The following is a 13074-nucleotide window of genomic DNA, read 5'->3' on the forward strand; positions in this document are numbered from 1 at the left end:
GCAAAACGCGCTTTTGTGAACGATCGTGCTAAACGAGGATCGCGCGGCCGGACAGCGGCCGCGTCACAGAATTGTAACGCGGCGCCCCACTCGCCGCTGACGCGCCGTCAGGGCTTCTCGACCGGGCCGAGCGGCCAGGTGCCGGACAGCACCTTGTCGAGCCACATTGCGCCGATGATCGTCTTCACGTCAGTGATCTGGCCTGTGCGCACCCACTCCTGCAGGTCGGGCAGCGTCGCCGTGAAGGTTTCGAGGAATTCGCCTTCGTCGAGCTTACGCTCGCCGGCCGTCAGGCCGCGCGCGAGATACAGGTCGATGAATTCGGTCGAATAGGAAATGATCGGGTGAATCCGGGCAAGGAACACGTATTCGCGCGCCGTGTAGCCGGTTTCCTCGCGCAGTTCGCGCACCGCGCAGGCGAGCGCGCCCTCGTTCGGATCAAGTTTGCCGGCAGGGAATTCGGCCATGACCTTGCCGATCGGATAGCGATACTGGCTTTCCATCAGCACGCGGCCGTCGTCGAACAGCGGGATCACCATCACCGCGCCGGGGTGCTGGACGTATTCGCGCGTGGCCTGCTTGCCGTCGGGCAAACGAACGGTATCGCGCTTCAGCTTGAGGAACGAGCCGTCGAAAATCGCCTCGCTCTCGAGGCAGGTTTCGGTCAGTGCGGCGTCGTGATTGGGTAGTTCGGCCATCGGCGGGCTCCGGAGGAATGAGCACGCGACGGCCGAAGCCGTCAGCGTCGTTTGACGAGATACTGGAACGTGAAGCCGGGAAACGCGAATACAACGAAGAGACTGAACGTGATCGCGTAGAACTGCCAGCCCTGTTCGAAGCGGTTGCCGGCGCGCGACTCGAGCCAGAAGCCGAGCGCACCGACGACGAAATACAGCACGATCAGTTCGCCGATCCGAACCCACGCGTTCTTCTTCGTCGCACCGATCGGCACGACGGCGAAAAGGCGTTGGTTCAGGAACGGTACGTTGGCGCATACGAGCGCCAACAGCACGATGAACCAGCCGGCTGCCGACATTACAGCGGCAGCGTGTGACGGATCGCCTGCAGGCAGGCCGTCAGCAGCGGGCTCGGGATCAGGCCGAGCACCACGACTGCAATACCGTTCAGCACGAGGATCGTGCGCTTGCAGAAATCGCCGGTGACCGGAGTCGCGTCCTGCGGGGCATCGAAGTACATCAGCTTGACGATGCGCAGGTAGTAGAACGCGCCGAACAGCGACGTGATCACGGCCAGCACGGCCAGCCACGTGAGACCCGCGTTGACGGTCGCCTCGAGCACCGCGAGCTTCGCGTAGAAGCCAACGGTCGGCGGGATACCGGCCAGCGAGAACATCATGACCATCATCACGAACGCGAACACCGGGCTGCGCTTGTTAAGGCCCTTGAAGTCGTCGATCGTTTCCGCTTCGAAATCGCGGCGTGCGAGCAGCATCACCACGCCGAACGAGCCGAGCGTCGTGATCAGGTAGACGATCGCGTAGAACATCGCCGAGCTGTACGCGTTCGCCGGTGCGGCCGCGTCGCCCTTCACGATGCCGGCGAGCAGGCCGAGCAGCACGAAGCCCATGTTCGAGATCGCCGAGTACGCGAGCATCCGCTTGATGTTGCGCTGGACGATACCGGTGATGTTACCCACGATCAGCGACAGCGCGGCGAGGATCACGAGCGCGGTCTGCCAGTTCTGAGCGAGCGGCAGCAGGCCCATCACAAGGAAGCGCAGGCCCCACGCGAACGCGGCAACCTTCGGGCCGCCGCCGACGAACAGTGTCATCGCGGTCGGTGCGCCCTGGTAGACATCCGGCACCCACATGTGGAACGGCACGGCGCCGAGCTTGAACGCGATACCGGCGACGATGAAGACCACGCCGAACATCAGCACGGCCGCGTCGGTGTTGCCGCCGACCGCCTTGTACACCTCGCCCAGCTCAAGCGAGCCGGTCGCGCCGTAGAGCATCGAAATGCCGTACAGCACGAAGCCCGACGCGAGCGCGCCCAGCACGTAGTACTTCATCGCGGCTTCGCTCGACTGAGCGACATCGCGGCGCAGCGCGATGACGGCGTACAGCGACAGCGACATCAGTTCGAGGCCGAGGTACAGCGTCAGGAAGTTGTTGCCCGACACCATCACCAGTTGACCGAGCAGCGAGAACATGCCCAGCAGGAACACGTCGCCGCGGAACATGTCGCGGTCTTCGAGGTACTTGCGCGAATAGACGAGCGAGACCGCGAAGCCGAGCGACACGACGGCCTTCATCATGCTCGCGAACGAGTCGACGACGACCATCCGCGAGAAGAAGTAATACTGCTGCGGGTCCAGCGCCTGCACCGCGAACCACACGCCGGCAACGACCGACGAAACCACCGCGATCAGATAGGTCAGGCGGCGGCCAGCAGCACCGGTAAAGGTGTCGTTCAGCCATGCGACGACGACGGCGACCATCACCAGCGCGTCAGGCAACAGGACATTCATAGGAGCGTTCATGATCTTGATTTCCTCCGCTCGCGATTACTGGGCCAGCGGCAGCTTGGACTGCGCGACGTGGGAGAGGAGGTTTTCCACGGAAACGTGCATCACGTCGGTGAAAGGCTTCGGATACAGACCCATCAGCAGCGTGAACGCGGCGAGCACGGCCAGCATCACGAATTCGCGACGGCCGATGTCCTTCAGCTTTGCAACGTGATCGTTCGCGACCGCGCCGAAGTACACGCGCTTGTACATCCACAGCGTGTAGGCGGCGCCGAGGATCAGCGTGAATGCCGCGCCGAATGCGATCCAGAAGTTGTACTGGACAGCCGCGAGAATCACCATGAACTCGCCGACGAAACCCGAGGTACCCGGCAGGCCGCAGTTGGCCATCGAGAACAGCATCGCAAATGCCGCGAACTTCGGCATCACGTTCACGACGCCGCCGTAATCGGCGATCTGGCGCGAGTGCACGCGGTCGTACAGCACGCCGATGCACAGGAACATCGCGCCCGACACGAAGCCGTGCGAGATCATCTGGACGATCGCGCCTTCGACGCCGAGCTGGTTGAAGATGAAGAAGCCGAGCGTGACGAAGCCCATGTGCGCGATCGACGAATACGCGACCAGCTTCTTCATGTCGGCCTGCACCATCGCGACGAGGCCGATATAGATCACCGCGATCAGCGACAACGTGATCACGACAGGTGCCAGGAAGTGGCTTGCGTCAGGCGTGATCGGCAGCGAGAAACGCAGGAAACCGTACGCGCCGAGCTTCAGCATGATTGCCGCCAGCACGACCGAGCCGCCCGTCGGCGCTTCCACGTGCGCGTCCGGCAGCCAGGTGTGCACCGGCCACATCGGCACCTTCACCGCGAACGCGAGGAAGAATGCAATGAACAACAGGATCTGCGGCGTCATCGCGATCTTGGCGTTCTGCCACGTCGCGAGGTCGAACGAATGCGTCTGCGTGTACAGGTAGATCAGCGCGACCAGCATCAGCAGCGAGCCGGCCAGCGTGTACAGGAAGAACTTGAACGCCGCGTACACGCGGTTCGGGCCGCCCCACACGCCGATGATGATGTACATCGGGATCAGGGTCGCCTCGAAGAACACGTAGAACAGCAGGCCGTCGGCCGCCGAGAACACGCCGATCATGATCCCGGACAGGATCAGGAACGCCGCGAGGTACTGCGCGACGTTCTCGGTGATCACTTCCCACGCGGCGATCACGACGATCACCGTGATCAGCGCGGTCAGCACGACGAACCACATCGAGATGCCGTCGACGCCGAGGTGATACGCGATGTTGAAGCGCTCGATCCAGGTCGACTGTTCGACGAACTGCAGCGCAGCCGTGCTCGAGTCGAAGCCCGTGATCAGCGGAATCGTGACCGCGAGACCGAGCAGCGAACCGATCAGCGCGACCCAGCGGGCCGTCCCCGGATTTTTGTCGTTACCCACCGCGAGCACGAGGAGGCCGAAAACGATCGGCAACCAGATCGCGGTACTGAGAATCGGAAAAGCGTGCATTAGTGTTGTCCCCCCGCCTTATTTGCCGCCGAGCGTTACAAACAGGGTCAGGAGCCCCAGCATGCCGATGATCATGGCGAACGCGTAGTGATAGATGTAACCGGATTGGAGGAAGCGGATCACGCCGGCGAACCAGCCGATGAACCGCGCGCTGCCGTTGACGAGACCGTCGATCACGACGACGTCGCCTTCCTTCCACAGGCCGCGGCCGATCGCCACCGAACCACGGGCGAACACCACTTCGTTGATCTTGTCCATGTAGTACTTGTTGTCCAGCAGCGTGTAGATCGGACCGAACGCGCGGCGGATCGACGCCGGCAGCTCCGGACGCTTCAGGTACAGAAACCACGCAACGACGACACCGGCGAGCGCCAGCCATACCGGCAGGCCCGACACCGAGTGCAGGCCCATGCCCACCCAGCCGTGGAACTCTTCGGCCATCTCGGCCAGGGCCGGATGGTTTTCACCGATGAAGATCACCTTGTCGAACGCGACGCCGTGCTGGAAGAAGTCGCCGAACAGCATCGGGCCAATCGCGATCGCACCGATGATCACCGACGGAATGGCCAGCAGGACCAGCGGCACCCACACGACCCACGGGGTCTCGTGCGGCTCGTGCGCGTGGTCGTCATGACCGTGGCCATGGCCGTGATCGTCGTGGCCGTGCGCGGCCGCCATGCCCATCGGCGATTCAGGATGCTTCGGCTTGCGGAAGCGCTCTTCGCCGTGGAACACCAGGAAGTACATGCGGAACGAGTAGAGCGCCGTGACGAACACGCTCGCGACAACCGCGAAGTATGCGAAGCCCGAACCCGGCAGGTGCGACAGCTTCACCGCGTCGATGATCGAGTCTTTCGAGTAGAAGCCGGAGAAGAACGGCGTACCGATCAGCGCCAGCGAACCGACGAGCGACGTGATCCACGTGATCGGCATGTACTTGCGCAGGCCACCCATGTTGCGCATGTCCTGGTCGTGGTGCATGCCCATGATCACCGAACCGGCGCCAAGGAACAGCAGCGCCTTGAAGAACGCGTGCGTCATCAGGTGGAACACGGCGACCGGGTAAGCGGACACGCCGAGCGCGACGGTCATGTAGCCGAGCTGCGACAGCGTCGAATACGCAACCACGCGCTTGATGTCGTTCTGGACGATACCGAGGAAGCCCATGAAGAGCGCCGTGATCGCGCCGATCACCGTGATGAACGACAGCGCGGTATCCGACAGCTCGAACAGCGGCGACATGCGCGACACCATGAAGATGCCGGCCGTCACCATCGTCGCCGCGTGAATCAGCGCGGAGATCGGGGTCGGGCCTTCCATCGAGTCGGGCAGCCAGACGTGCAGCGGGAACTGCGCCGATTTACCCATCGCGCCGATGAACAGGCAGATGCAGGCGACGGTCAGCAAGCCCCAGTCGGTGCCCGGGAAGTGCAGGCTTGCGAGCTCGGCACGCTTCGCGAACACTTCGCCGTAGTTCATCGAACCCGCGAACGCCAGCAGCAGGCCGATGCCCAGCAGGAAGCCGAAGTCGCCCACGCGGTTCACGAGGAACGCCTTCATGTTCGCGTAGATCGCGCTCTCACGCGTGAAGTAGAAGCCGATCAGCAGGTACGACACCAGACCCACCGCTTCCCAGCCGAAGAACAGCTGCAGGAAGTTGTTGCTCATCACGAGCATCAGCATCGAGAACGTGAACAGCGAGATGTACGAGAAGAAGCGCTGGTAGCCGTCTTCTTCCGACATGTAGCCGATCGTGTACACGTGCACCATCAGCGAGACGAAGGTCACGACGACCATCATCATCGCGGTCAGCGAATCGACGAGGAAGCCGACTTCGAGTTTCAGCGAACCGACGTTCATCCATTCGTAGACGGTCGCGTTGAAGCTCGCGCCGCCCATCACGTCGAGGAAGACTTTCGCCGACAGGAGGAACGCGATCAATACGCCGAGGATCGTGATCCGGTGTGCGCCCTTGCGCCCGACTGCGTTCCCGAACAGCCCCGCAATCAGCGAGCCGGCCAGCGGAGCGAGCGGAATCGCCAGCAGCAGGTTTTCATTGAGTGTCGTTGACATAACAGCGTTGCCTGAAATTAACCTTTGAGCTGATCGAGATCCTCGACATTGATCGTGTCGAGCTTACGGAACAGGGTCACCAGAATCGCGAGGCCGATCGCGGCTTCCGCTGCGGCGACGGTCAGCACGAAGAACACGAATATCTGGCCGTGCACATCGCCGAGGTAGTGCGAAAAAGCGACGAAGTTGGTGTTCACCGCCAGCAGCATCAGTTCGATCGCCATCAGGATGATGATGATGTTGCGGCGGTTCAGGAAGATCCCGACGATCGCGATCGCAAAGAGGATCGCGCCGAGCACAAGGTAATGAGCAAGAGTCAGCATGGTTTTCTTTTCCTCCGCTTAGCCGTTGGTGCTCGTACCGGCTTCGCTCTGCGCCGTTTCCGGCTGCGGCTTTTCCGCTTCCATCTTCACGAGGCGCACGCGGTCGTCGCGGCGCACCTTGACCTGATCCGACACGCGCTGCCGCTTGCTGTCCTTGCCCTTGCGCTCAGTCAGCCCGATCGCGGCGATGATCGCGACCAGCAGCACCAGGCCTGCGATTTCAAACGCGAAGATGTAGTCGGTGTAAATCACCTTGCCGATCAGGCGCGTGTTCGACCAGTCGGCCATCGCGCCCGTCGCCATCGCGTGCACCGTGTGCGTGTCGCCGTAGCCGCGCCACAGGATCAGCGCGGTCTCGACCACGATGATCGCGCCGACGACGGTCGCCATCGGTACGAAGCGCTTGAAGTCGCGGCGCAGGTAATCGATGTTGATGTCCAGCATCATCACGACGAACAGGAACAGCACCATCACGGCGCCCACGTACACCAGCACCAGCAGGATCGCGAGGAACTCCGCTTCCAGCAGCATCCAGATCGCGGCGGCGTTGAAGAACGCCAGCACAAGGAAAAGCGCAGACGCCACCGGGTTGCGCGAAGTGATCACCTTCAGCCCTGATACCACCAGGAGCAGCGCGAAGATGTAGAACAGTACGGTCGTGAATTCCATGATTACCGGTTCATCGTTAGGCCATAGTCAGGCGCGGCTTGCGGGACGCTCTCGCGTGCCGCACCCGTCGCGGCGGCTCGGCCCGTTCCTGCCGGGCCGGCACTGCAAACACAATCAACGATACGGCGCGTCGGCGGCCTTCGCCGCGGCGATGTCCTTCTCGTAGCGATCGCCCACCGCGAGCAGCATTTCCTTCGTGAAATACAGGTCGCCGCGCTTTTCGCCGTGGTACTCGAGAATCTGCGTCTCGACGATCGAATCGACCGGGCAGCTTTCCTCGCAGAAACCACAGAAGATGCACTTCGTCAGGTCGATGTCGTAGCGCGTCGTGCGGCGCGTGTTGTCCGCGCGCGTTTCCGATTCGATCGTGATCGCCATCGCGGGGCACACTGCCTCGCAGAGTTTGCACGCGATGCAGCGCTCTTCGCCGTTTTCATAGCGGCGCAGCGCATGCAGCCCGCGGAAACGCGGCGAAATCGGGGTCTTTTCTTCCGGGAACTGCACGGTGAACTTGCGCTTGAACGTGTAACGACCGGTCAGCGCGAGCCCCTTCAGCAGCTCCGTCAGGAAGAAGGTCTTAAAGAAGTGTTGGATTGCCGTCATGATTTCGTCCGATCTTTACTTCACCCAGATGTTGAGCGGCGACATCATCCAGAAGCCGACCACGACCACCCAGATCACCGTGACGGGCAGGAACACCTTCCAGCCCAGACGCATGATCTGGTCGTAACGGTAGCGCGGGAACGTCGCGCGCACCCAGATGAACACCGACAGCAGCGCGAATACCTTCAGCACCAGCCAGAAGATGCCCGGAATGAACGACAGGAATTCGAACGGTGCGTCCCAGCCGCCGAGGAACAGCGTCGCGGCCAGCGCCGAGATCACGATCATGTTGATGTACTCGGCGAGGAAGAACAGCGCGAACGCCATGCCCGAGTAATCGATCATGTGACCTGCGACGATCTCCGACTCCCCTTCCACCACGTCGAACGGGTGACGGTTCGTTTCGGCGATGCCGGACACGAAGTAGACCACGAAGGCCGGCAGCAGCGGCAGCCAGTTCCACGACAGGAAGTTCACGCCGTGGCCGGCGAAGAAGCCGTGCTGTTGCGAGCCGACGATTTCCGACAGGTTCAGGCTGCCGGCCGTCATCAGCACGAGCACCAGCGCGAAGCCCATCGAGATTTCGTACGACACCATCTGCGCCGCAGCGCGCATCGCGCCGAGAAACGCGTACTTCGAGTTCGACGCCCAGCCGGCGAGAATCACCGCGTACACGCCGATCGACGAGATCGCCATCGCATACAGCAGGCCTGCGTTCACGTTCGCGAGCACGGCTTCGGCCTGGAACGGGATCACCGCCCACACGGCGAACGCCGGCACGACGGTCATGACCGGCGCGATCAGGTACAGCCAACGGCTGGCGGCGCTCGGCTGAATCACTTCCTTCAGCAGCAGCTTCAGCACGTCGGCGATCGGCTGCAGCAGGCCGCCGGGGCCGACGCGGTTCGGGCCGAGACGCACGTGCATCCAGCCGATCAGCTTGCGTTCCCACAGAATCAGGTACGCGACGCACAGCAGGATCACGACGGCGACGACGAGGATGCGCACGACGGCCCACACCGTCGGCCACGCGACGCCGAGAAGCTGGGCTCCGCCCGCGTTGATCGTATCGAACAAGCTCATTTACGCCTTCTCCACCACCAGTTCACCGGACAGGCTGCCGAGCGCTGCGCCGGCAGGCGTCGCCGCCGACACGCGAACGACCGTCTCCGCAAGATTCGCGTCGCGCACGGCCGGCAACTGCACCGCACGCTCGCCCTGGCGCACGCGCACTGCGTCGCCTTCCTTCAAGCCCAGCTTGTCGAACAGCGCGGCCGGCAGGGCTGCGGCATTCGCTGCCTTCGCGGCAGCCGTCAGGTGCAGCGCACCTGCGCGGCGCACCAGCACGTCGGCGTGATAGATCGGCACATCGGCCAGGCGCTCGAAGCCGCCGTTCGCGGCATTCGCCGCGACGCGCGCCGGAGCGACCGACGTCTGGTTCGACAGGCGGCCCGCGACGCCTGCGTCGCCGAGCGCCGCGAGACGCACTTCTTCCGCCGTCTCGTATTCGAAGTTCGGCAGGCCGAGCAGGCTGCCGAGCACGCGCAGCACCTTCCATGCCGGACGCGTGTCGCCGAGCGGGCGCACGACGCCGTTGAAGCTCTGCACGGTGCCTTCTGCGTTGACGAACGTGCCGGACGTTTCCGTGAACGGCGCGATCGGCAGCAGCACGTCGGCGTAATCGAGGCCGTGCTTGAACGGCGACATCACGACGACCATTTCAGCCTGGTTCAGCGCGGCAAGCGCCTGCGCCGGATCGGCCGTGTCGAATTCCGGTTCGACGTTCAGCAGCACGTAGCCCTTGCGCGGCTGTGCAAACGCTTCGCGTGCATTCAGGCCGCCTTCGCCCGGCAGCGCGCCGACGACGTGCGCACCGACCGTGTTCGCCGCTTCCGTGAGGAAGCCGAACGTCGCGCCGGTGTTGTCGGCGATCCATTGGGCGACCGCGTGCAGCTTCGCGAATTCCGGATGACGGACCGCGACGTTGCCGAGCAGCACCGCGCGGCGTTCGCCGTTCGCGAGCGACTGGGCGACCGCTTGCGCAGCCGGCGATGCCGTGACGCCCGCGAGCGTGTCGGGCAGCGCGACGCCGCGCAGTTGCGCGACGGCCGCGGCGATGCCGGCCAGCTCGTCGAGCCATGCCGACGGCGCGGCGACGATGCGCTGCGCGGTCGGGATCAGCGAGTCGTCGGCGGTCGCGTGCAGGAAGTGCAGCTTCGCGCCGTTCTTCGCGGCCTGGCGCAGGCGTGCGGCGAACAGCGGGTGGTCGCGGCGCAGGAACGAACCGACGACGAACGCGGCATCCACGCTCGACAGATCGGTGATCGGCATGCCGAGCCACGGTGCGCCCTGGACCGGCGCCGAGAAATCCTGCTGCCGCAGACGGAAGTCGACGTTCGGCGTTTTCAGTTCGCTGGCGAGCTGCTTAACGAGGAACAGCTCTTCAGCGGTGCTGTGCGCGCTCGCGAGCATCGCCAGCGCGTTCGCGCCGTGATCCGCGGCGATGCCCTTCAGGCCCTTCGCGACATATTCGAGCGCGGTCTGCCAGTCGGTCTCGATCCACTGGCCGCCCTGCTTCAGCATCGGCTTCGTCAGGCGCTCTTCACTGTTCAGGCCTTCGTACGAGAAGCGATCCTTGTCCGAGATCCAGCATTCGTTGATCGTTTCGTTCTCGAACGGCAACACGCGCATCACGCGGTTGTTCTTCACCTGCACGACGAGGTTCGCGCCGACTGAATCGTGCGGGCTCACCGACTTGCGGCGCGACAGTTCCCACGTACGGGCGCTGTAGCGGAACGGCTTGCTGGTCAGCGCGCCGACCGGGCACAGGTCGATCATGTTGCCCGACAGTTCGGAGTCGACCGTCTTGCCGACGAACGTCGTGATTTCCGAGTGCTCGCCGCGACCCAGCATGCCGAGCTCCATCACGCCGGCGATTTCCTGGCCGAAGCGGACGCAGCGCGTGCAGTGGATGCAGCGCGACATTTCTTCCATCGAGATCAGCGGGCCCACGTTCTTGTGGAACACCACGCGCTTTTCTTCCGAGTAGCGCGACGACGACTTGCCGTAACCGACCGCCAGATCCTGCAGCTGGCATTCGCCGCCCTGATCGCAGATCGGGCAGTCGAGCGGATGGTTGATGAGGAGAAATTCCATCACCGACTGCTGCGCCTTCACGGCCTTGTCGGACTGCGTGCGCACGATCATGCCTGCCGACACGGGCGTCGCGCAGGCAGGCACGGCCTTCGGCATCTTCTCGACTTCGACGAGACACATCCGGCAGTTGGCCGCGACCGACAGTTTCTTGTGATAGCAGAAGTGAGGAATGTACGTATCCGCCTTGTGCGCAGCCTGGATCACCATGCTGCCTTCGGGCACCTCGACCTTCTTGCCGTCTATTTCAAGTTCAACCATGATGGTGAATGGTCCTTAACCTATTTCCGCCCGTTCGCGCCTTCGCCCGACCGTGCGCTCAAATTCCGCAACCGGTGCTTCGCTTCAGGCCGCCGCCGCGTGCGCGTGGCCGCCGACCATGCAGTGCTTATGCTCGACGTGGTACGCAAATTCGTCCCAGTAATGCTTCAGCATCCCGCGTACCGGCATCGCCGCCGCATCGCCGAGCGCGCAGATCGTGCGGCCCATGATGTTCTCGGCAACCGAGTTCAGCAGGTCCAGATCTTCCTGGCGGCCTTCGCCGTGCTCGATACGATTCACGACGCGATACAGCCAGCCGGTGCCTTCACGGCACGGCGTGCACTGGCCGCACGATTCCTCGTAGTAGAAGTACGACAGGCGCAACAGCGAACGCACCATGCAACGCGTCTCGTCCATCACGATCACCGCGCCGGAGCCGAGCATCGAGCCCGCCTTCGCGATCGAATCGTAATCGAGATCGGTCTGCATCATGATGTCGCCCGGGATCACCGGTGCCGACGAACCGCCCGGAATCACGGCCTTGATCTTGCGACCGCCGCGCATCCCGCCGGCGAGCTCCATCAGCGTCGCGAACGGCGTGCCGAGCGGCACTTCATAGTTGCCCGGACGCTCGACGTCACCCGACACCGAGAAGATCTTCGTGCCGCCATTGTTCGGCTTGCCGATCTCGAGGTAATTCTGCGGCCCGATGGACAGCAGGAACGGCACCGCCGCGAACGTCTCGGTGTTGTTGATCGTGGTCGGCTTGCCGTACACGCCGAAGCTCGCCGGGAACGGCGGCTTGAAGCGCGGCTGGCCCTTCTTGCCTTCGAGCGACTCGAGCAGCGCCGTTTCCTCGCCGCAGATGTACGCGCCGTAACCGTGGTGCGCGTGCAGCTGGAACGAAAATTCCGAGCCCATGATGTTGTCACCGAGGAAACCCGCGGCACGCGCTTCATCGAGCGCAGCCTCGAAGCGTCGATACACTTCGAAGATTTCCCCGTGGATATAGTTGTAGCCGACGGTGATGCCCATCGCGTACGCGCCGATGGCCATGCCTTCGATCAGTGCATGCGGGTTCCAGCGCAGGATGTCGCGATCCTTGAACGTGCCCGGTTCGCCTTCGTCCGAGTTGCAGACGAGGTACTTCTGCCCCGGGAACTGGCGCGGCATGAAGCTCCACTTCAGGCCGGTCGGGAAGCCCGCACCGCCACGGCCACGCAGGCCCGACGCCTTCACGTCGGCGATCACCTGCTCCGGCGGAATCTTTTCTTCGAGAATGCGGCGCAGCTGCTTGTAGCCGCCGCGCGCGACGTAGTCTTCGAGATGCCAGTTCTCGCCGTTCAGACCAGCGAGGATCAGCGGTTTGATGTGACGGTCGTGGAGGGACGTCATTTCGAGAGCTCCTCAAGCAGCTGGTCGATCTTCTCGCGGCTCATGAAGCTGCACATTCTGTGATTGTTCACCAGCAGCACCGGCGCATCACCGCAAGAGCCCATGCATTCGCCTTCCTTCAGCGTGAACTTGCCGTCGGGCGTGGTCTCGCCGAAGCCGATGCCCAGCTTCTGTTTCAGGTAGTCGGCAGTCGCTTCCGCGCCGCCGTGCGGGCCAAGCTGGCACGGCAGGTTCGTGCAGAGCGTGATCTTGTGCTTGCCGACCGGTTTGAGCTCGTACATCGTGTAGAACGTCGCGACTTCCTGCACGGCAACGGCCGGCATGCCGAGATAGTCCGCGACGAACTGCATCAGTTCGGGCGACAGCCAGCCGTGCTCTTCCTGAGCAACGGCCAACGCCGACATCACGGCGGACTGTTTCTGATCGGCGGGATACTTCGTCAACGCTCGATCGATTTCCTTCAGGCCTTCAGCTGAGATCATTTTCAGACACGACTCTTTCAATTCCTACCGAACGAACAACCTGCCGCACTGCTGTGCGAGGACGGCAGACCTGGCGCTCACTGTTGACAGCTTGCGAA

General features: G+C 63.2%; 12 protein-coding genes. All 12 read right to left on the minus strand.

What is annotated here, in order from left to right; translation table 11 throughout:
- Window positions 1-107 precede the first annotated feature (107 nt).
- Window positions 108-698 (minus strand): NUDIX domain-containing protein, encoded by a 591-nt coding sequence (locus ACT2FV_RS28080; protein WP_059468101.1) that lies wholly within the window; start codon window positions 696-698, stop codon window positions 108-110.
- 41 nt (window positions 699-739) lie between these two features.
- Window positions 740-1036: a DUF2818 family protein gene (locus ACT2FV_RS28085; RefSeq protein WP_059533192.1), complete on the minus strand. Its 297-nt coding sequence runs from the start codon at window positions 1034-1036 to the stop codon at window positions 740-742.
- Complete coding sequence (nuoN, locus tag ACT2FV_RS28090; RefSeq protein WP_174911940.1) at window positions 1036-2490, minus strand: NADH-quinone oxidoreductase subunit NuoN; 1455 nt, start codon at window positions 2488-2490, stop codon at window positions 1036-1038. The genes ACT2FV_RS28085 and nuoN overlap by 1 nt, the downstream gene beginning before the upstream one ends.
- Window positions 2491-2526: 36 nt before the next feature.
- Window positions 2527-4017, minus strand: a complete 1491-nt coding sequence (locus tag ACT2FV_RS28095; protein WP_059600434.1) for an NADH-quinone oxidoreductase subunit M — start codon at window positions 4015-4017, stop codon at window positions 2527-2529.
- An 18-nt stretch (window positions 4018-4035) separates the two neighbouring features.
- Window positions 4036-6090, minus strand: a complete 2055-nt coding sequence (gene nuoL / locus ACT2FV_RS28100) for an NADH-quinone oxidoreductase subunit L (RefSeq protein WP_059533198.1) — start codon at window positions 6088-6090, stop codon at window positions 4036-4038.
- A 17-nt stretch (window positions 6091-6107) separates the two neighbouring features.
- Window positions 6108-6413: an NADH-quinone oxidoreductase subunit NuoK gene (nuoK, locus tag ACT2FV_RS28105; protein ID WP_004185739.1), complete on the minus strand. Its 306-nt coding sequence runs from the start codon at window positions 6411-6413 to the stop codon at window positions 6108-6110.
- Window positions 6414-6431: 18 nt separating this feature from the next.
- Window positions 6432-7082: an NADH-quinone oxidoreductase subunit J gene (locus ACT2FV_RS28110; RefSeq protein WP_059600433.1), complete on the minus strand. Its 651-nt coding sequence runs from the start codon at window positions 7080-7082 to the stop codon at window positions 6432-6434.
- 114 nt (window positions 7083-7196) lie between these two features.
- Window positions 7197-7685 carry an NADH-quinone oxidoreductase subunit NuoI gene (gene nuoI, locus ACT2FV_RS28115; protein WP_009691265.1) on the minus strand — a complete coding sequence of 163 codons (489 nt, stop codon included), beginning with the start codon at window positions 7683-7685 and terminating at the stop codon, window positions 7197-7199.
- A gap of 15 nt (window positions 7686-7700) precedes the next feature.
- Window positions 7701-8768 (minus strand): NADH-quinone oxidoreductase subunit NuoH, encoded by a 1068-nt coding sequence (nuoH, locus tag ACT2FV_RS28120; protein WP_059533202.1) that lies wholly within the window; start codon window positions 8766-8768, stop codon window positions 7701-7703.
- Window positions 8769-11099, minus strand: a complete 2331-nt coding sequence (gene nuoG, locus ACT2FV_RS28125) for an NADH-quinone oxidoreductase subunit NuoG (RefSeq protein ID WP_444505200.1) — start codon at window positions 11097-11099, stop codon at window positions 8769-8771.
- Window positions 11100-11183: 84 nt separating this feature from the next.
- Window positions 11184-12494 carry an NADH-quinone oxidoreductase subunit NuoF gene (gene nuoF, locus ACT2FV_RS28130; RefSeq protein WP_006756904.1) on the minus strand — a complete coding sequence of 437 codons (1311 nt, stop codon included), beginning with the start codon at window positions 12492-12494 and terminating at the stop codon, window positions 11184-11186.
- Window positions 12491-12976 carry an NADH-quinone oxidoreductase subunit NuoE gene (gene nuoE, locus ACT2FV_RS28135; RefSeq protein WP_006478266.1) on the minus strand — a complete coding sequence of 162 codons (486 nt, stop codon included), beginning with the start codon at window positions 12974-12976 and terminating at the stop codon, window positions 12491-12493. Before nuoE ends, nuoF begins: the two co-directional genes overlap by 4 nt.
- Between the last annotated feature and the right edge of the window lie 98 nt (window positions 12977-13074).

The organism is Burkholderia sp. PR2 (assembly GCF_052372875.1).
Lineage (GTDB): Bacteria > Pseudomonadota > Gammaproteobacteria > Burkholderiales > Burkholderiaceae > Burkholderia > Burkholderia diffusa.

What these genes read in the sequence shown, in the direction of transcription:
- ACT2FV_RS28080 (WP_059468101.1), bottom strand. Translation starts at nt 698, where the DNA reads ATGGCCGAACTACCCAATCACGACGCCGCACTGACCGAAACCTGCCTC.
- nuoE (WP_006478266.1), bottom strand. Translation starts at nt 12,976, where the DNA reads ATGATCTCAGCTGAAGGCCTGAAGGAAATCGATCGAGCGTTGACGAAG.
- ACT2FV_RS28110 (WP_059600433.1), bottom strand. Translation starts at nt 7,082, where the DNA reads ATGGAATTCACGACCGTACTGTTCTACATCTTCGCGCTGCTCCTGGTG.
- nuoI (WP_009691265.1), bottom strand. Translation starts at nt 7,685, where the DNA reads ATGACGGCAATCCAACACTTCTTTAAGACCTTCTTCCTGACGGAGCTG.
- nuoG (WP_444505200.1), bottom strand. Translation starts at nt 11,099, where the DNA reads ATGGTTGAACTTGAAATAGACGGCAAGAAGGTCGAGGTGCCCGAAGGC.
- nuoN (WP_174911940.1), bottom strand. Translation starts at nt 2,490, where the DNA reads ATGAATGTCCTGTTGCCTGACGCGCTGGTGATGGTCGCCGTCGTCGTC.
- nuoK (WP_004185739.1), bottom strand. Translation starts at nt 6,413, where the DNA reads ATGCTGACTCTTGCTCATTACCTTGTGCTCGGCGCGATCCTCTTTGCG.
- ACT2FV_RS28095 (WP_059600434.1), bottom strand. Translation starts at nt 4,017, where the DNA reads ATGCACGCTTTTCCGATTCTCAGTACCGCGATCTGGTTGCCGATCGTT.
- ACT2FV_RS28085 (WP_059533192.1), bottom strand. Translation starts at nt 1,036, where the DNA reads ATGTCGGCAGCCGGCTGGTTCATCGTGCTGTTGGCGCTCGTATGCGCC.
- nuoL (WP_059533198.1), bottom strand. Translation starts at nt 6,090, where the DNA reads ATGTCAACGACACTCAATGAAAACCTGCTGCTGGCGATTCCGCTCGCT.
- nuoH (WP_059533202.1), bottom strand. Translation starts at nt 8,768, where the DNA reads ATGAGCTTGTTCGATACGATCAACGCGGGCGGAGCCCAGCTTCTCGGC.
- nuoF (WP_006756904.1), bottom strand. Translation starts at nt 12,494, where the DNA reads ATGACGTCCCTCCACGACCGTCACATCAAACCGCTGATCCTCGCTGGT.